Origin of the sequence: Pseudomonas sp. zjy_15, assembly GCF_043101865.1 — a bacterium.
Taxonomy (GTDB): Bacteria; Pseudomonadota; Gammaproteobacteria; order Pseudomonadales; family Pseudomonadaceae; genus Aquipseudomonas; species Aquipseudomonas putida_Y.
Genome location: NZ_JBICII010000013.1, coordinates 20936 through 38368 on the forward strand (window position 1 = coordinate 20936; position 17433 = coordinate 38368).

At 57.0% G+C, this 17433-nt stretch carries 22 protein-coding genes; 8 read left to right on the forward strand and 14 right to left on the reverse strand.

Features of this window, described 5'->3' with window-relative positions; all coding sequences use genetic code 11:
- Positions 1 to 158 precede the first annotated feature (158 nt).
- A complete protein-coding gene (locus ACF8EF_RS01320) occupies positions 159 to 1157 on the reverse strand; it encodes a LacI family DNA-binding transcriptional regulator (RefSeq protein ID WP_176685082.1) in 999 nt (332 codons plus the stop codon).
- A gap of 243 nt (positions 1158 to 1400) precedes the next feature.
- On the opposite strand from ACF8EF_RS01320, the gene ACF8EF_RS01325 reads away from it, so the two are divergent.
- A complete protein-coding gene (locus tag ACF8EF_RS01325; RefSeq protein WP_392460374.1) occupies positions 1401 to 2999 on the forward strand; it encodes an FGGY-family carbohydrate kinase in 1599 nt (532 codons plus the stop codon).
- A 25-nt stretch (positions 3000 to 3024) separates the two neighbouring features.
- Positions 3025 to 3984 (forward strand): transaldolase, encoded by a 960-nt coding sequence (gene tal, locus ACF8EF_RS01330; protein WP_176685084.1) that lies wholly within the window; start codon positions 3025 to 3027, stop codon positions 3982 to 3984.
- Between the two features lie 99 nt (positions 3985 to 4083).
- On the opposite strand, the gene ACF8EF_RS01335 is transcribed toward tal, so the two are convergent.
- From ACF8EF_RS01335 to ACF8EF_RS01345, 3 genes are read right to left on the reverse strand one after another with little or no spacing between them, the layout of a single operon-like run.
- Positions 4084 to 5292: a hypothetical protein gene (locus tag ACF8EF_RS01335; protein ID WP_392460375.1), complete on the reverse strand. Its 1209-nt coding sequence runs from the start codon at positions 5290 to 5292 to the stop codon at positions 4084 to 4086.
- Between the two features lie 10 nt (positions 5293 to 5302).
- Positions 5303 to 7183, reverse strand: coding sequence for a hypothetical protein (locus tag ACF8EF_RS01340; RefSeq protein WP_392528953.1), 1881 nt, complete (start codon positions 7181 to 7183; stop codon positions 5303 to 5305).
- An 8-nt stretch (positions 7184 to 7191) separates the two neighbouring features.
- On the reverse strand, positions 7192 to 8052 hold the full coding sequence (locus ACF8EF_RS01345; protein WP_176685087.1) for an SH3 domain-containing protein: 861 nt from the start codon (positions 8050 to 8052) through the stop codon (positions 7192 to 7194).
- Positions 8053 to 8698: 646 nt separating this feature from the next.
- Here ACF8EF_RS01345 and ACF8EF_RS01350 point away from each other — a divergent pair.
- The 4 genes from ACF8EF_RS01350 to ACF8EF_RS01365 all read left to right on the forward strand — a co-directional run bounded on the left by ACF8EF_RS01350 (position 8699) and on the right by ACF8EF_RS01365 (position 10369).
- Entirely contained in the window at positions 8699 to 8956 is a 258-nt protein-coding gene (locus ACF8EF_RS01350) for a hypothetical protein (RefSeq protein ID WP_392460377.1), read from the forward strand.
- Positions 8957 to 9092: 136 nt separating this feature from the next.
- Positions 9093 to 9365, forward strand: a complete 273-nt coding sequence (locus tag ACF8EF_RS01355) for a DUF3077 domain-containing protein (RefSeq protein ID WP_021783348.1) — start codon at positions 9093 to 9095, stop codon at positions 9363 to 9365.
- A gap of 351 nt (positions 9366 to 9716) precedes the next feature.
- On the forward strand, positions 9717 to 10022 hold the full coding sequence (locus ACF8EF_RS01360; protein WP_041168334.1) for a type II toxin-antitoxin system RelE/ParE family toxin: 306 nt from the start codon (positions 9717 to 9719) through the stop codon (positions 10020 to 10022).
- Positions 10019 to 10369: an addiction module antidote protein gene (locus ACF8EF_RS01365; RefSeq protein ID WP_176685088.1), complete on the forward strand. Its 351-nt coding sequence runs from the start codon at positions 10019 to 10021 to the stop codon at positions 10367 to 10369. Before ACF8EF_RS01360 ends, ACF8EF_RS01365 begins: the two co-directional genes overlap by 4 nt.
- A 318-nt stretch (positions 10370 to 10687) precedes the next feature.
- Here ACF8EF_RS01365 and ACF8EF_RS01370 read toward each other — a convergent pair whose 3' ends face one another.
- On the reverse strand, positions 10688 to 11521 hold the full coding sequence (locus ACF8EF_RS01370) for a DUF2971 domain-containing protein (protein WP_392528955.1): 834 nt from the start codon (positions 11519 to 11521) through the stop codon (positions 10688 to 10690).
- 372 nt (positions 11522 to 11893) lie between these two features.
- On the opposite strand from ACF8EF_RS01370, the gene ACF8EF_RS01375 reads away from it, so the two are divergent.
- Positions 11894 to 12235: a hypothetical protein gene (locus ACF8EF_RS01375; RefSeq protein ID WP_392528957.1), complete on the forward strand. Its 342-nt coding sequence runs from the start codon at positions 11894 to 11896 to the stop codon at positions 12233 to 12235.
- 85 nt (positions 12236 to 12320) lie between these two features.
- Positions 12321 to 12914 carry a hypothetical protein gene (locus ACF8EF_RS01380; protein WP_392528958.1) on the forward strand — a complete coding sequence of 198 codons (594 nt, stop codon included), beginning with the start codon at positions 12321 to 12323 and terminating at the stop codon, positions 12912 to 12914.
- Positions 12915 to 13256: 342 nt separating this feature from the next.
- Here ACF8EF_RS01380 and ACF8EF_RS01385 read toward each other — a convergent pair whose 3' ends face one another.
- From ACF8EF_RS01385 to ACF8EF_RS01425, 9 genes are all read right to left on the reverse strand, one after another.
- Complete coding sequence (locus ACF8EF_RS01385; RefSeq protein WP_392528960.1) at positions 13257 to 13646, reverse strand: hypothetical protein; 390 nt, start codon at positions 13644 to 13646, stop codon at positions 13257 to 13259.
- Between the two features lies 1 nt (position 13647).
- The gene (locus tag ACF8EF_RS01390) at positions 13648 to 13842 is read right to left on the reverse strand and encodes a hypothetical protein (protein ID WP_392528962.1); all 195 of its coding nucleotides are present in this window, start codon (positions 13840 to 13842) and stop codon (positions 13648 to 13650) included.
- A complete protein-coding gene (locus ACF8EF_RS01395) occupies positions 13839 to 14267 on the reverse strand; it encodes a hypothetical protein (RefSeq protein WP_392528964.1) in 429 nt (142 codons plus the stop codon). Before ACF8EF_RS01395 ends, ACF8EF_RS01390 begins: the two co-directional genes overlap by 4 nt.
- A 14-nt stretch (positions 14268 to 14281) precedes the next feature.
- Entirely contained in the window at positions 14282 to 14593 is a 312-nt protein-coding gene (locus ACF8EF_RS01400) for a hypothetical protein (RefSeq protein WP_392528966.1), read from the reverse strand.
- A 97-nt stretch (positions 14594 to 14690) separates the two neighbouring features.
- Complete coding sequence (locus ACF8EF_RS01405) at positions 14691 to 15623, reverse strand: hypothetical protein (protein ID WP_392528968.1); 933 nt, start codon at positions 15621 to 15623, stop codon at positions 14691 to 14693.
- Positions 15616 to 15855: a hypothetical protein gene (locus ACF8EF_RS01410; protein ID WP_392528970.1), complete on the reverse strand. Its 240-nt coding sequence runs from the start codon at positions 15853 to 15855 to the stop codon at positions 15616 to 15618. The genes ACF8EF_RS01405 and ACF8EF_RS01410 overlap by 8 nt, the downstream gene beginning before the upstream one ends.
- A gap of 1 nt (position 15856) precedes the next feature.
- A complete protein-coding gene (locus ACF8EF_RS01415) occupies positions 15857 to 16306 on the reverse strand; it encodes a hypothetical protein (RefSeq protein ID WP_392528971.1) in 450 nt (149 codons plus the stop codon).
- 1 nt (position 16307) lies between these two features.
- Positions 16308 to 16787: a hypothetical protein gene (locus tag ACF8EF_RS01420; RefSeq protein ID WP_392528973.1), complete on the reverse strand. Its 480-nt coding sequence runs from the start codon at positions 16785 to 16787 to the stop codon at positions 16308 to 16310.
- 79 nt (positions 16788 to 16866) lie between these two features.
- Positions 16867 to 17382, reverse strand: coding sequence for a hypothetical protein (locus ACF8EF_RS01425; RefSeq protein WP_392528975.1), 516 nt, complete (start codon positions 17380 to 17382; stop codon positions 16867 to 16869).
- Positions 17383 to 17433: the final 51 nt, after the last annotated feature.

The window sequence follows — 17433 nt, forward strand, 5'->3', positions numbered from 1 at the left end:
GGCATCTCCCCGCGCCCGCTCAAGGGCGCTGTTGTCATTATTATGTAGACGTTTACATGCAGCATCACATGCGTGCCGCCATATCTGATGCCAGGGTACATAGATATGTCAACGTCTACATTTGCATCGAAATATGTAGGCAGGTCTGGCCTGCGGGGTCAGAGCAGCAACTGGCCTTCGATTATCTGATTCTGTGGTGACAGCGAAGGGTCATCTATCTGGTCCAGCAACATGTTGATTGCTCCAATCCCCAGTTTCACGCTGCTATGGCTGATGCAAGGGATAGGTTGGCCGTAGATTTCGGCATAGCGCACCTGGTCAATGCTGAACAGCGCAATGTCGTCGCGGCTCAGGCCCAATTCGCGCATTGCCTGCAGCGCGCCCAGGGTCATCAGCGCGTTCAGGCCGAAAATGACATCGGGCCACTTGCCGCTCTGCAGGTAGTTGCGCACCGCGTCCCGGGCCGGCGCCTGGACGAAGTCGCCGTGCACAACCTCCAGAACGGTCGGTTCTGGCCACTGTTCCAGTGCCCGACGGATCCCGGCAAGGCGCGACAAGGAGATGTTGGAGCGTTGCGGCCCGGCCACTACCAGCAGCCGGCGCAAGCCCTGTGCAAGCAGCGCCCGAGCGCCCTGGTAACCACTTTGCTCGTTGTCCAGGTACACGCCGGCGAATGGGGCGCCAGTCAGCTGACGGTCGATCTGCACCACCGGGATCGACGACATCAGCAGCTTGGGCAGGTAGCTTGGCTGGTAGGTATCATCATCGCTGATAGCCGACAGGATCAGCCCCGCCACCTGATAGCTGAGCAGCGTATCGATCGCCCGCGCCTCCAGCTCTTCGGAGCCATCGGTATCGAACAACATCAAGGTGTAGTCGCGCTTCTTCGCCTCGCGCGTGATCGCCTTGATGATTTCACCGTAAAACGGGTTCTCCAGGCTCGCCGTCACCAGGCCGACCAACCGGCTTTCACGGTTCTTGAGGTTGCGGGCAAAGGCATTCGGCACGTAGTTGAGCTCGCGAGCCACTTTCAGTATCTGCTCTAACGTCTCCTTCTTGACCTTCTCCGGTTGGTTGAGCGCACGCGAGACCGTGACGGTGGTCATGTTCACACGCTTGGCGATGTCGGTGATGGTGGCTTTGACTGGTCTGGTCATGAACGCTCGGAAGGTGGCGAAGGCGCGGGTACGTTGATGACCGGATTTTCGCCGATTCGGGGCCAACCGACAAATCGCAGCAGATTGTAGGAGAAAAGATGCTGTGTTAGCTTCATGAATGTAAACGTTAACATTGCACTGCCCAACACTTGATCAGCCTGTCATTGCACAAGATCCGGCTGATCTGCTTTTGCAATGCTGACGAGCACCAAAACCCAACAGACCAACAACAAGGGTGTACGTATGGATTACGTGATCGGTGTCGACATCGGCACGCAGAGTACCAAGGCACTGCTGATGTCAACGCAGGGGGAAGTGCAGGCACAGGCATCAGCCAGCTATCAGGTGGAGCAGCCCCGCCCGTTGTGGGCACAGCAATGGCCACACGTGTGGCTGGATGCGGTGTACGACACGGTGGCCGCCAGCGTCCGCCGAAGCCAGGTGCCGGCAGCCCGGGTCAAGGCCATTTGCATCAGCAGCCTCTACGGTGGCTCGGGCATCCCGGTAGACGCTGATATCGAGCCTCTGCACCCCTGCCTGATCTGGATGGACCGGCGGGCTATCGCCGAGGCCGAATGGGTGCGCAGGCACCTGGACGTCGAGCAACTGGCGCGCATCACCGGCAACGGCGTTGACAGCTATTACGGCTACACGAAGATGCTCTGGATCAAGCGCAACCTGCCAGAGGTCTGGAGCAGGACCCGCTACTTGCTGCCTCCCAACAGCTATGTGCAATACCATCTGACCGGAGAACTGGCGGTGGACCACAGTTCTGCAGGCAATATCGGCGGCATTTATGACCTGGCGGCACGCGACTGGTCGCCTGACATGATGGAAGCACTGGGCATCGACCCCGCGCTCATGCCACAACGCCTGGTGGCGCCCGGGCAAATCATCGGCCACCTGCTTCCGGCGGCAGCGCAGCGGTTGGGGCTGCTGCCTGGCACGGCGGTGGTCGCTGGCGGTGTCGATGCGGCGATGGCAACACTGGCAGCCGGGGTGGTTGCCCCGGGCAACCATGTGGCGATGCTGGGCACCAGCATGTGCTGGGGCTTTATCAAACAGCACAGCGATGCAAGCCCTGGCCTGATCAACATGCCTTATGTGCACGAAACCGCCACCACCACCTACAGCTTTGGCGGCGCAATTACTGCAGGCGCTGCAATCAGCTGGTTCCGTGAGCAGTTCTGTACCGAGAAAAAGCAGGCGGCGGCCCTGGCACCCGGCGTCGAGGTGCACCAGTTGATCGAACGGGAGGCTGCCAAGACTCCCGCAGGTGCAGAAGGCCTGATGTTCTTGCCGTACCTCATGGGCGAGCGCACCCCCATCTGGGACGCCAGGGCTTCGGGTGCCTATGTAGGCCTGTCGCTGTTCCATCACAAGGCCCATCTGTACCGCGCGGTACTCGAAGGCCTGGCCTTTGCCTTGCGCCACAACATGCAACAAGGCGGTGATGCGGGGTGCAACCTTGACCCGCAACTGATCGTGGTAGGCGGTGGCACGGCATCGGACCTGTGGATGCAAATCATCGCCGATGTTACCGGGCATGACGTGTTCACCATCGAAGAGCAAGTAGAGGCACCTTTAGGCGGCGCCGTCCTCGCAGCCATGGCAATAGGCGCGGTCGAAAATGTCGAGGTCATCCGCCAGTGGCGCACCCTGCGCCTGCGGGCCCGACCAGACCCTGCGAACACAGCCTTGTATGACCAGATGTTTGCCCATTACTGCGCTTCCTATGACGCATTGAAACCGATCATGCATCGCCTGGCCGACCTGGCAAGGCAGCAGCCAGCACCTGCGCCTGCCACCCTGTCACGCACCGCCCAGCCACTTGCCGACTGAGATCAATCACAAGAGAGATGCCAATATGTCCACATGGCTTAGCCATCTGAAGCAGCACAGCACAGTGGTCGCCGACACCGGCGATGTCCAGGCGGTACGCCGTTTCGCGCCGCAGGATGCCACCACTAACCCTTCATTGGTGCTCAAGGCCATGAAGTCGGGCCAGTACGACACCTTGCTCGAAGACCTGTGCACCACTGCCGTCGCCTCCGGCTTGCCCACGCCGGAGGCGATCGAATATGTCTGTGACCGCCTGGTGGTAGCCTTGGGCTGCAGCTTGATGCAGTACGTCCCAGGCCGGGTATCGAGTGAGGTAGATGCAAGGCTGTCGTTCGACACACAGGCAAGCATGATGAAAGCCCGGCGGTTGACCGCACTGTATGAGGCCGCCGGCGTCTCACGCGACCGCATCCTGATAAAGCTGGCGGCAACCTGGGAAGGTATCCGCGCGGCGGCTGAACTGGAGCGCGAGGGTATTCAGTGCAATCTGACGCTGATCTTCAGCCTGGCCCAGGCCCGCGCGTGTGCGGAAGCCGGGGTGTTCCTGATTTCGCCATTCGTGGGCCGGGTACTGGATTGGCATCGCCAGGCCCTGCCTGAAACAACGTTCGTGCCAGCACAGGAGCCGGGGGTCGGGTTGGTCATGGCCTGTCAGCACTTCATGCGCCGCCACGGTTACGCCACATCGGTGATGGCGGCGAGCTTTCGCAACGTGGGTGAAATCGTTGCGCTGGCAGGATGCGATCGGCTGACGATCAGCCCGGCACTGCTTGAGGAGCTGGCTGCCACCGAGGGTAGTCTACCGGTTGCCCTCGTCGAAAACGCAGAATGCGAGACGCCGCCAGCACCACTGAGCGAGGCTGATTTTCGCTGGCAAATGAATGAGGATGCGATGGCGACCGAAAAGCTGGCTGAAGGGATACGCGGCTTCACCCACGATCAGCGGGCGCTGGAGGCACTTGTTGGGCAACGTTTCGGGGGATGAGGACGGATGCTCACCCAGTTGCCTGAGCCAACCTGACAGCGGGGCTATGCCCTCGGCAATGTATGGTCGCCGAGGGCTTTGCTCATCAGCCATCAACCGTCAATTGGTTTCCAGCTGATACGCCTTGCTCACGAACAACGCCGCAAACAGGCTCTTGCCTTCCTTGAAGGTGTACTGCTCTTCGAACTTGCCTTCCTCGACCAACTTCTGCCCGATGGCACATTCCGAGTCACTGTGGTTCTTGCCCTTGGAGCCAAAATCACTGCTCCACGATGACAGCCCAACCTCCTGGCAGAAAGCTGCGAACTTCGCCTTGGGGACTTGCTGCTGGTAATCGCTGAAAGCCTCTTTCAGCGGTTTGAAGCCGCTGTAGCTCACCGAGTAGTTCTCGACCTTTGCCTTGCGCGCAAAACCACTCACTGTTTCGGCCAATACCGACTGGCCGGTGTAAGGGCTGTATGCCCCGATCAGCATGGCACTGAGCGCACTCTTGAGCTGGGTTTCGACATCGTCCAGCTCCGGCAGCGACTGGAAGTCGGCCTTGCGCACGATCTCACCTACCTTGGAGCCATCGTTACGGTGGGTCACGACAAACGCCATCGAGCCTTCACCGTCACTGGAGCGCTTGATGGTGAAGTCCAGGTCAACCGTGGTGCCAAAATCGCCCGTACTGCTGACCAGAAACGCGCCAGTCACCGGCTGGCGGACCGCCATGTTGGCCCCCCAGGCGAACCCCGACTCAGTGGCCCGGCCATTGGCGGTCAGCTCTGCACGCGGCTGGATCTCGTCGCTGACATCAGCCACCAGAACCACTTCGGCGCCCTTGCTGGCAACGAAGGGGTTGGCCATCTGCATGCCGAGCAGCTGGATGTGAATGGTACCGTCCTTGCTGTCACCGTCGTGAGACAGCTTCAACGCATCGGCTTTCAGGTATATGCCAGCAACATTGCGGCTGACGTTGAGCTGGTACTTGGCCCAACCCGCCAGGCCTTCTTCCGTCGAACTGCCGCGGACCGACTCCATCAAGCCTGACAGGCCGCGCATGAACTGTTGGGCACCGTTGGTCTGCGCCGCAGTTACACGAATCTCAGGCTCGGCGACGGTCAGGTTGCCCGAGAACGCCGAGTAGGAAATGTCACCCTCAGAGAGTACATCCTCAAGGAAGTAACGCTCCTTGAAGTCGTCGTAGTAGGCCAGCGCAGCCTTCTTGCCGGAGCTGGAGACCATTGCATAACCACCGCCGAGCACCAGCACCGCCGCGGCCACACCGCCAATCAGCAGCTGCTTCTTGTTCATCTGTTTGATCATGGTGTTTGCCTCACTGGACCATCGCGGAAGCGTTGTTCCAGTCGTTCACGTACTTTTGGGAGACCTCGGGGGTCCAGCTGAAATCGATACCGGCGTTGGGGAATTCCTTGGCCAGTACGGCACCGAACGACACGCGGTCAGCACAGTGGTCCTGCTTGCAAGCCTCGGGCTCACCCACGCTGTAGGCCCGGTAGGTAGGCACGGCACGGCCATCGTCCAGCGGGTAGTACGGCGTGGCGTTGGCCACCTGGGTCACGTACCAGCCTTCGCTGTATTCCTCGTCCGCAACCAGACGGCCCTTGCTCGGGAAGTCGATGGTGTAGAAGTCGCCCTGCGTGCCGGTAACGTGCACCATCATCGGCACCACGCTGGCCGAGGTCGCAGGGTTTTGCTGCTCCAACGGCGAAGCGAAGCGCACCTTGATGCCGGCCATTTGTGCCAGGGCCTCGGTTTCACGCCCCTTGAAGTCGCTCATGCCGTCCTGCAGCTGCTGGTAACGCTCCAGTACACGGGTATGCACACGGGCCAGTTCCTGTTGGCGCTGACGCTCTTCACGCACCCGCCGCTGCTCACGCTGAACCGCCCAGTTCGTACCCTCGCGCACATCGAAGAACAGGCCCTGACGGTTGATGCCGATGCGGTTGCGGGTAATTTTCTGCGCGTCATTGCCCCAGATGTTGTTCGAGATCGCCGACAGGTCCTTGACGATGAACAGGGTGGCCACATCCGTGGTGGTCGGCGAGGTGGTCTTGATCAGGTCGAAGATCTCCAGCGCAGCTTCCTTGTACTTGGCCGCGTCCAGGGCAAACGACTCGTCCGGGGTGACCACCACGTAGTACGGGTCGCTGCCGAACGGGCGCAGTACGCCGTAGCTGGAACGGCTGAAGGTCAGGTACACCTTCATCTGCCGGCCGGGGATTTCGCCCACCAGGAACGCGGCTTGGTCAGCTTGCGCGGTGAGGTAGGAAACTGCCTTGTTCTTCACCGCAGGCTCGAGGTTCCTGATGAAGATCAGGCCGCTCGGGTGCGCGTAGACGCGGTTCCAGTTATCACCCCGGTAGGTGCCCACAGCCTTCCAGCTGATTTTTTCGAAGCTGCCTTCGCCAAAGCCGGAGGCCGGGCACGGCATGGCCGGGGTGGTGCCGAACGACAGGGTGTCGCCGTCGCCAATGATCGACTTGCTGAGCACCCATTTGCAGCCGGCGCCGTCCGTTACCTGCATCAGGTTGCGGTTTTCCAGGACCACCGAGCGGCCGAAGTCCGAGGTGGGGGCTGCTGCTACTGCTGTGGCAGGTGCCGGGACAGGCGGCACAACAGGGGCTGGTGCCGGGGCTTCGGCGGCCGGCGCAGGGGCCGGTTCTGCAGCTACGGCTGGGGCAGGCGCGGGAGCCGGGGCAGCTTCTGCTTTCGCGGGTGCGGCTTCAACTACCGCCGGGGCTGGCTCAGCAGCAGGGGCTGAAGCCGCTGCAGCAGCAACCGGTGCTTCTGGCTGCACAGGTGCCGGCACTGGCGCAGGTGCTGCAACCGGCGCAGGGGCAACTGCAGCAGGCGCGGCCGCCAGGGTGACCAGCCCCAGGTTGCTGGCATTGCCCGAGCCGCTGGCGTACAGGTTGCCCTTGGCATCGACCGCCTTCCAGCTCACCTTGGCGGTCGAGCAGTCCTTGGCGAACACGAACGGCAGCTTGGTCAGCAGGCCCGACAGCAGTTCCTGGTTATCCCAGGCCGGGCGGGTAATGGTCAGGTCGACCTGGGGCTTGCACCAGGCGGTGGCATCCCCAGGCACTTCGACCTTGATGTTGTCTTTCTTGGAAAAGGCCAGCTCGTGGGCGAACGCCTGCGGTACCAGACCACAAGCGCCGATCACTGCCAGCGCGAGCGCGTGCTTTTTCATGGAGTTCCTCAGATCAGTTCCCAGGTGCCATTGGCTTGTTTGCAGAAGGTGTTCTGCTCTTGCTCAGTCTTGCCGCTTTGCGATTTCAGGCTGACGGTGACCGGGCGGCAGGCCGCTTCGGCGGCAACTGTCTGGGTCGGCAGCGACTGCACCGAGTCCAGGTCGAAGCCTTGGGTTTCCTTGCTGGCGGCAACGTCCAGCTCGTCCAGGTTGACGGCTGGCGTTACGCGCTTGGCGACCGCTTGCGCCTTGGGCTCGACGTAGTTCTTGTGCACGTAGCCCACAGTCACGCCCTTGCGCCCGACCAGGATCCAGTCACCGGTGGAGCCCACGGCAGTGAATTCGGTGTGGTTCTTCAGGCTGCCGACCTTCTCGCCAGTCTGATTGGGCGCGGCGCGCACATTGAGGTTGTCGCTGGTGGTCACATACGGCTCGTTGATCAGCTTCATCGACGGCACCGCCTGGATCTTCGGCGCGCGCTTGACCTCAACCTGCTTGGTCTTGGTGTACTCCTTGCCCGGCACGATCTGCGCGGTGGCGCCCGAATGGTCGGACTTCCAGGTCACCGGCTGGGCGCTGGCGGTGGTCTGCTGCTGGCTCAGCACCTCCTGGGTGCGCAGCGCCAGGGCCTGCTGGTCCTTCTCGTCCAGCATGTGGCCGATACGGTTGCCCATGTAGGCACCGATGCCACCTGCGATCAGGGCTGCGGCGATCTTGCCGTTACCACTGCCCATGGTCGAGCCGATGGCCACACCGGCCAGGCCACCGATCACGGTGCCCGCTTGCTCTTTGCTGATCCCGAGCTGTGCACAGGCCGTGGTAGAGGCGATGGCGACCGCCAGAAGGGACGCGACGAATTTCTTACGCAAGTGGAGCACTCCATTTTCGGTGGGGCGCACAGCCGCGTACCGCAGCCAATGGTTGGCGGCAGCATTCGAGTTTGTGCGGGGTTTTCAGAAAGTGTGCAGCACTGGCCGCAGACGACAATTCAGCCGTCCAGCGAGGGGCGCAGAGGGAGACCAGTACGGCGCAAAGCATCCAACGAATCCATGTCAGGAAGAGTTCATCGCCCAGCGCGCGTAATCATTACGGCGTGTGGCCTGGGCGTGAGTGGCGTATCAGAGGGCCGCATTGTAGCCCAAGGTGCCATTGGCAGTTCAAGACAAAATGTTGCAGGAAGCCTGTCTGATTGATTAGTAGAAATCCGTCCTACAACTTGTACTCAGAATTATCCCCTTCCTTGTAGGGCGTTTCCCAAACATACTGCCAACCCGCTCAAACGGTTGCGACGGATTCGGTCGCGCTCTAGTCTCGGCTCGTCGTTGCAAAATCAACGGCCGGCTTTGACAGGCCGACGATTTCCCGCACACGTGCACTGTTTATGGCGGCTGTACGTGGGGCACCTTCGTGTGCGCCGAGTTACTCCGGGATCCTCGGTCTGTCAACCCATGTACAGCTGCCACCCTCTTGTTTGACAGCAAGCTCGCGGCAGCTCCAATGATCCTGGAGATGTTTATGCGCAAGATGGTCCCTGATCCACCCCTCGATACCACCCAGTTCCTGCAAGACACCCTGGTCCAGTCCTCAGAGTACGTACTCTGCGCCCTGTCCGTGGCCCGCCAATCCGTGCAACTCAAACCTACCGCCCACAGCTCGATCGTGATGCGGGCCGTGATCCATGAAATGGAAGCGGTACAGGGGCTGGTCGAGTCGGCGTTGATGCAGTTGCAGATGCGGCCGCATTTACCCACAGAGCCTTACACCTTGCATTAGCAGGTCAGGCCTCTTCGCGGGCACGCCCGCTCCCACAGGGTCATCACAGCCGTCACGCACTGCACAGTACCTGTGGGAGCGGGCGAGCCCGCGAAGAGGCCAGCCCAGGCAACCCAGAATCCAGGGAAACAAAACAATGCCCACCGACAACACACCAGAACCCACCACAGTCGGCAAGACCTGCTTCTACCAAGGCGAAAACAACACCCACCCGCTGTTCCGCATCGAACCCGGCATCCCCTGCCAGGACGCCCGCGAACAGGCTTCCGAACTGATGGGTTACGTGCGCGACCTGATCATCACCGGCCTGATGGACGGCGACCAGAAACTGATCTGGGCCTCGCATTACCTGAGCGCAATGGCCAAGGCGCTGCTGGATGATGCTGAGTTGGGGATGATGAAAAAGTAAGTACGAGGAAGCCCTGGAAACGCAAAATATCCCGGGGCTTTACCGATTGCATCATGTCGCAAGCGCACCTAAGCGAGCCCCCACGCTGACAGCTGGAGTGCGACATTCTCTACCGCCATGTAGTCCATTTCCCAAACGCTCAGCAAACCCGCGCTATCCGTTGCCAGCGCTCCGCTCGCGCCCTAGCCTCATCACGTCGCGACCAAACCAAGCGCCGACGATGGGAGGCGAACATCGCTGCAGGCGTATACACCCGTTGCGTAATGGGCAACCCACTCCGTTTATAGAGCCGCAGGCCCACTCGGCCGCTCACTCATCGACAAGGAGTAGCCAGTAGGCTACATTCAATGCATGCCGAATCAGATAGACACAACGTCTGAATTTGACGATTGGCTAGATGGCCTAAAAGATCCAATTGGCAGAGGTGCTGTTTCCTTGAGGATTGCCCGAGCAGAAAACGATTGCTTCGGTGATATCGAATCCGTTGGCGAGGGTATCAGTGAGATGCGCGTATTTGTAGGCCCCGGATATCGAATCTACTTCGTTCGAACGGGCGCAATCCGCTACCTGATGCTCTACGGTAGCGATAAAACAGATCAACGCAGAGCCATCAAACGAGCAAAGGAAATTTTTGATGCTTTAAGAGGTAAAAAATGATGAGCAAAAAAATTTCGCCGCAAGACATGCCAATCCTTGATCTGGATTTGAGCAAAACAAAACGCTTCGAGGCCTCCCGGTTTCTCGACAGCCCGGAAACCATCGCGGCATTTCTGGCAGAGGCAATGAAGGCTAATGACGCTCAAACCCTGATGCATGCATTGGGTGAAGTGGCAAAAGCCAAGGGCGTGAATCAGTTTGCGCAAGACGCAGGGGTCAATCGAGAGTCTCTTTATAAAACGCTGAAGGGCGGAGAAAAGACCCGATTCGCTACTATTCAAAAACTGATGGTTGCCTTAGGTGTAGAGCTCACGGTCAGGCCGCTCGAGAAGCTTCCGGGCTCTTGATTTAACCGCTCGGGCAATTAGCATGCTGGCTGTAAATCTTTGCCTTCCATAACGAAAAAGCCCCCGGAAGCTTTCGCTTCCAGGGGCTTGATCTTGTATGGCGGAGAGATAGGGATTTGAACCCTAGGTACTGTTGCCAGTACAACGGATTTCGAATCCTGCCCCTGGGGTCTCCGGTACGCAACACAACGCAACGCAAAGCGTGCTATCTCGAAGGCTAGCAGTCGTTGCGTAGAGCTGCAATGTACTGTGTTGTGTTGCTTTACGTACCTCGTAACGTACCTCGTGGAAGAGCGGACTCCATTTGATTTTGCTCGGCTAGACCAGTAGACGCGAACCAAAACTGAACGTACCTGGAATATTGAAAGCCCTTTTTAGCCTCACATGGGAATAATGATCAGCCGAAAGAAAATCTTTTATTTTCTTTTCGTCGGCCTCTGAGGTCTTCGCCCCCAAAATAACCTCTACTAGTGCGGATGGTGAGAAAGCATGATTACCTGGCTCTGAAGTGATTCTGAATTCTTTCTCATACTTCCAACTTTCAGATTTGGTATAGAGCCCAATTTGAAGAATTGCATCTACTTGTCTATTGTAAAAGCTTGTACCTTGTTCATCAGAAAAATTCACGCCATCCCAAGGGCGGCAAAACTCACCAAACTCCTCAGTCAACTCTAAGAACTTCTCCATATAGGGGGGACTTGGCAAATACTGAATATCCCCAGAGCCGCTGGCGCCATCAATCTTTAGAATTTCCGCATTAAAGCCGAGGCATATTCCACGATGGCCATCTGCATAGTGAGACCATAGAAGTGCGTCGCGAGAAGTTTTAGAAAGGGAAAGAATCCCCCTGCCCTGCATAAATCTATAGAGCGCTTGACTTAACGAGAGCTCCTCCCCTGTATCCCTCGTCACTTTTCTTATGCTATCCAGCACTGTTATAAGAAACGATTTTCGACCTTCCGGGTGCTTGTCTGTTTTATATATGTGATTTTTCGCGCGCTCGTACTCGGCCGTAACATCGACTGAAACGTCCAGCGGGTCGTTTAGGTCTTTAGGGAGAGAAAAATAAAGCTCACGATTACATAAAATCTCCCAGGTTCTTTGTGAGCATGAACGGTACTTGTAATACGTTGCCGTTTCTTCCACATCCATGATTTTTCGATCCTATAAGCCCATGAAGACTCAATTAGCAATGACGCCTTATACCGCTATAACAGCACAGAGTCAAAAATCGAGCTACCCGCTCGTTTAACAACTGCTCTACCGCTGGTTTAGCGGGAACCTTATTCATCCGACTTAGCGTATGCAGCCGCTCGCCAAAGGAGCGATGCAGATTGACATTGCCGGCCGAAGTCCGTTGGGGTAAGGCTGGGGCGGAACAGGTGATCGGCGACGCTAGGCGTCCTCTCCTAGCAGTTGGTGGACAAGGTGATGGCAAATCGGTAGCGTTGGCTTACCAGCACGGCAAAAACGCGGCATGGGCAGCTATATGCTGCTATGGATCACTACCAATGGATGGAATAAATGAAAATTAATTATCAAAAAAGCGTCGAACTGGCCTTAGCACTTGGTTATGAGGAAACACCTGACGAGAGCGCTTACAAAGGTGTCTATTATAAAAAAAACGGATTGATTTGGATTTATGACATAGAAGCATTAAAGGCTTCATTGGGCTCGATCTCTAGCGATGACCTGGAGATTCTTGGTTACGATGTTGGCGCACATGAAAAATACAAGAACCATACAGGTAAAATGGCCGATGATGAAATCAAATTGTATTCGGAGCTAAGCCCCGGTGAAGGTGAACCTGCCTATCTGATGGACGGCATGTACCTTTTTCCTGATGGCAGTATACGTGAGCTATAAATCCTCACGAAATTGTCGGCCCATAGAGAAATCACAGAATACCGCAACCTGCCAGATTAAAAAGCAATTACCTATCGAGGGCATAATGCTGCTTTCATTCTTAAAAAACCTATTTTCCAAGCGCAAAGAAAAAAAGTATGAAGACATAGTTTATTCCTTGCCCGGCACCCCAGAAGAAAATACAGAAAAACTAAAGCTACTAGTTGTTGAAGGTAACGAGTGGGGGCGTAGCCGCACTAGAGAAACTGCAGAAACTCTAGGTCATCTGTTCTCTTGCTTTCTATTGATTGAGCACAAGCTAGAACTACTCCTCATAAATTTCTATCCGTCTATTAGTTCATGCATGTTCGGCCAGAAAATACAGGTGTACAAGGACTTCATATCCGAACTGGAAAAAACCTGCCCTTATGAGTTTGACGCCAAATATTATAGAAACACTATTGCCCCATTGAAACAGATAAAGACGCTCAGAGATACGCTTGCCCATAATATAAAGGTAGTCGACCCTTCAGGTGTTGATCTGCGCCAAGTTCATAGCTATGTGAAAAAAATGGACCCTATATTATCCTCGTCATATGCACAAGCCGAATCCGAAAGTCTGCGAGCAGTGGGAGGCGTAGCAACTTTTACTTTCTTACTCAGTGTGGACTTAGGAAAGTTAAGGATGTACTTGAAGTAGTAAATTAATAATCGTGTCAAATTATTCGCTTAGCTCACCGGGGCCGCGTTGGCTTTCCATAAGCCTCACAGCAAGTCACGCCTGCGGGCGCGGCGCCGGGCGTGGCACCGAACCTCCCGGTTGTTCGGCGGGACTACCGCGATAGTCGCCCACGCTTGGTGCGCACCACAGGGGTCGGTCGCTCGGTGCCTTGTTCGCCGGGCGAGCCAGGGTAGGTCGTGATATCACAGATCAATGTGTCCTTGGTCAACTGCCACGCATAATACTGAGTGGCATAGTCGCGGGGATCATTCGGGTCGAACGTGAAACCCGGATCTGTTAGCTGTTGGTAGCCGTCGCCGATCATAGGAGATCCTCCCGGCGCTCTTCGAGTTGCCGCTTCGCGATCAAGCCTTTGTTCAAGGCGAAAGCAATCCGCATCGCGATCTCGATATCGGATAAGTGGCCGACATTGATTTGCGTGTTCTTTACAACGTCCGGGTCGTCCTTCGGCGCGGGCGGCATCAGGCGACTGAGACAGCTGTTAACGAAGGCCGTTTCGTTATCACGGCTCCAGCGCTCAAGAAAATCGACGCCACCAAGGCGCCGGTAGACTTCGAGGATATCCCCCGCGACCTCTGAGGTGATGAGGGTACGCTGCTGGCGGTCGAGGCTACCGATCGTCCTACCGCCAGTCTTGGCACAACCCTTGGGGCGTCCACGGGGCTTGCCGGTGGGTGTGCGAGCGGTCATGTCAGTCACCCTCGGCCACCACAACGGTCAGTGTACGCAGCTTGCCTTCATCGTAGTATATGCAATGCGCCCTGGCAGGTGGCGCCTGTTCGGGTCGCGGTTGCTCGGAGAGCCAGAGCGACAGGGCCGACATGACGGCGCGGGCTGTGGCGACGGGATCTTCACCGGGGGCGAACGTCACGACGGCCATAGTCATGTCCCCTTGTTGGCTTTGGCTGGTGGCACGGCAGGAGGTAGTGGCGCGGTGTCTGCTGGCACCATGCGCACAACCTGACCAAGCTCGTTGCGCTGGACGAAGAACTCCATGGTGCCCACGGTGATACGGTTGACCTGACCCAGCTCGTTGCGCATCAGCTGGGTTTCGACGGCCTTGGGCGCCCGTGTCTTGGGTGTCGGCGGAATCTGCTCGAAGCTGGTGTAGGTTTCCTGCCGCTTGAATTGCTGGTCGAGCAAGCGCTGCACATGCGCGGGCGGCTTGCGTTCCACAGCCTCGCCGACCCGGCGTTCGACTTCGTCGGCTATCAGCTGCTCGATGGCTGCGCCGATGCCGTGAACTTCGGGTGCTGGTGCTGGGGCCTGTCGATCCATCTTTCGTTGCAGCAGTTGCAGTTTGGCGTTCATAGCGCTCTCCTACCTCAGCTACTTGCGACCGACAAGATGGGCGTGATCGGGCTGTTAAAACCTGTGGAAGTAGTCAGCGACGTGACTCGGTGCCAAGTAATAGCCGAGGTGCCGGACACACTTTGATTTACATTCACCAGCAAGTCACCAACCTTCATGCCGACACAAGATGCCGATGGTGAACCGAAGCCACAGCCGATAAAAAATCCCGCTGTCGATTCGATGGCAGCATGTGCATGCGTGGACTCATAGCAGAATACTTGTTTGGCATCTGTGAGCCCAAATGCAGCGGCGACACGGGCTGGATTGGTAGATGAATAGGCCATTTTTATTTACCCTCTTGAGATTTACGTTTCTGGCGTTTGAGCCATTTCGCCCTTATCAACTTGGCTGTCAATGCACTTGATCTTTTTTGGTTGCATATCAGCCACCATCGCGAAGTCTAAGTAGCTCACGAAAACGAGCCTGCATCTGTGGGTCACGCATGTACTTGGCCCGTTCGTTCGGTTTTCTCAGCATGGCCTCGTAGGCAGCGATTTCCTGCGCAACACCAGAGCCTTTTATCGAGTTTGCACCTACGGCCATGGCATAGAGGCCGTCAATAGCTTCGAAAGATGACAGCATGTGAGTCCACGGGAAGTCACCGGTCCAAGCGTCGAAGTATTTTCTGTCCGCCACAGGTAGACGCTCCAGCTGTGCCTGAGCAAGTGCGATGACCTGTTGGTAGCCATGGTCGCCATACTTGGCCGCCAACCTATTTATTGTATGAGCCTTAACTCTTTCATTATGACTTATTAATTGATCGTACTGGGCGTCAGTTAATTGAGCTGTCGGATCAGATGTTTGGGGTGCCATCCTTGGCGTTTGGGAACTGGTATTTTGTTGACTTAACTTGCGACCGGCTTCGGACACCCACCAACAGGCGTCGGTGACGAACTTCTGGCTGAAGCCATGGTCATGTGCATAGTTTGCAAAGGCTTGGAAGAGCGGGTCGTTAACGTGCTCGTACAGGTTATAGCGGTGCCGTGGTGCCTGTTTGGCGGGCGGGTTGGTAACGGCATCGAGAAACCACTTAACGGCTTTTTGCGGGTGGCTGATGTTGTGGCCAAGACGCAGGAAGTCCGACTGAAAGAGGGCGCCCAGCTGCTGGGAGGCAGCCGTGACCTGATTAAGCGTTACACCGGGCGGCAAGGGTTGGCCGAAGGCCATTTGCCCGCCGCCGGTATAGTTATTCGTGGACTCGTGCAGCAGGTCTACTTCGGTGTTGCCACCGAAGTCAGGCACCGGTGCCGGTGCCAGGGGCTGGCTGTAGGGCTGAAGGTCGCCAGGGCTGAAAAAATCAATGTCGTTAGGCATGGCTCACCTCAGCAAACTCTATCTTTCCATCACGGTACAGATAAAAATCAATCCCGGATTCGCGCAGCCGCTGACGGAAACTATTGCTGCGCAACGTTCTGGAAACTTCAACCTCGGCGGCCAGGGACGAACCATCCATACCGAGGGTGAAGAAGAGTTCGCCCACTGGCATCGCGCTTTTAAGGTCCAGCAAGCTGGCCTTGATCGCTTCAAGCAGATCGTCAGCGTTCATCTTATTTGCCCTCAGCAATGAGTTTGAGTCGCTGCCAAGATAAAGAGCAGCGTGGGTGGACACGCTCGCTTTGGATGGGGATGCCCACAGGACTAAGAGCGACTGTCAGTTCGATGGGGGCGAAAGAGTTCTCGACCAACCCACAGAAGGCGCATGCCTCGCGGCTGTTTATCAATCGGCGCGAGGTAAGGACTTGAGCATCCTGTTCGTTGTCCGGCAGTGCGGTGCAAATTAAGACATACTGACCAGTAGTATGGCGATAAAGTAGCGTTTCCCAGTTCAGCGCCAGTTCTCGTTGCGTCGATTCCCTGCGCAAGATATTGGAAATAGCGGCCTTATCGACTGTTTCACCGCGATGGGCGAGACCGATAAGTTGATCCAGCGGTCGGCGGATCGCCTGGACTTCTCGGGCCAGCCGCTGCATGGCGCGCAGGGTATCTTGGGTATCCATATCAGGAAGCCTTAAATGCCGCGTGCGCTTTCAGTTGCTCGATGCACTTTTCTTTGCTGGTAGCGCCTTGGACGAGTAATACTGAATCGCTTATGCGCCGTGCGCAGTAGCCATCCATTTGTGAGTAGAACACCTCAAAATTGATTAATGCTTCCGATCCATCGCTAATAATTCCCGGCAGCTTTTTATAGTCCAGCATCACGGCAGACGTGAACGATTGACTTGCCTCCATGATCATGACTGTAGCCATGGCGCTGCGGTCATCCCACACGACCGTTACATGGTCGAGAGCATGCAGTCTATGTGCTACGGATATCCAGAACGAAGACTCGGTCAATGCCTGCGGGTCGGTGTCACGATCAACGACGGCGCAGTGGCGGACAATGCGGTAGTCTTCAAAAGACAAGCGATCAGGCGCCAGTGGTTTGATCTTCTTGGCTGTTTCGGCGGCTACTTCTGGTGAAACATCAGACTTCGACATCTGTGCATACTCCGGTTTGGGTTTAGTCGAAGTGTGCGCTTGATGCTGCGAGGATCAATAGGTGAACTACCGGACAAAGTTAGATTGTGGCCACACTCGACAAATATCCATACTTCATCAAGATCTTACAGACCGTTTCCCTGCATGGCGGCTTCTTGATTCGGTAGCGGGTTCCGAACTCCACCAGATGGTCGATCACTGTACTGACGCGCTTACGATTGGGGGCTTCCATCACTTCGGCGTGCAGCGTTGCATTGCCCAGCGCTTCGAGGATCAGCGCCTCGATGCGCTCGGTGCGAGCAGCACGGGCGTGTGCCGGGTCAGGTTGGGCGGCCTCAAGTGCCTGGAGACGATCAAGGTAGGCCAGCACGCGGGAAGCTTCAGCAGGTGGCATGTACAGTTTCACAGCGGTGTCGGTGGCTGCCGTGCTGCCCGCTGTAGTGTCGAGGAACTTCACAGCCTGATACCTCGCACAGCCTGACGGAAGCTGTTGTAGACGTTCGAGCCACGCGGTTTCCAGGGCATGTCGCGGCTTGGCTCGCACCGCTCCCAGTCCAACAGCGTCACCACCTTCGTTGAAGCTCTCATTTTCCACATCATGACCTCCTAGGATCGCGTCAGAGCGACGATCCACCTATCAGACGAT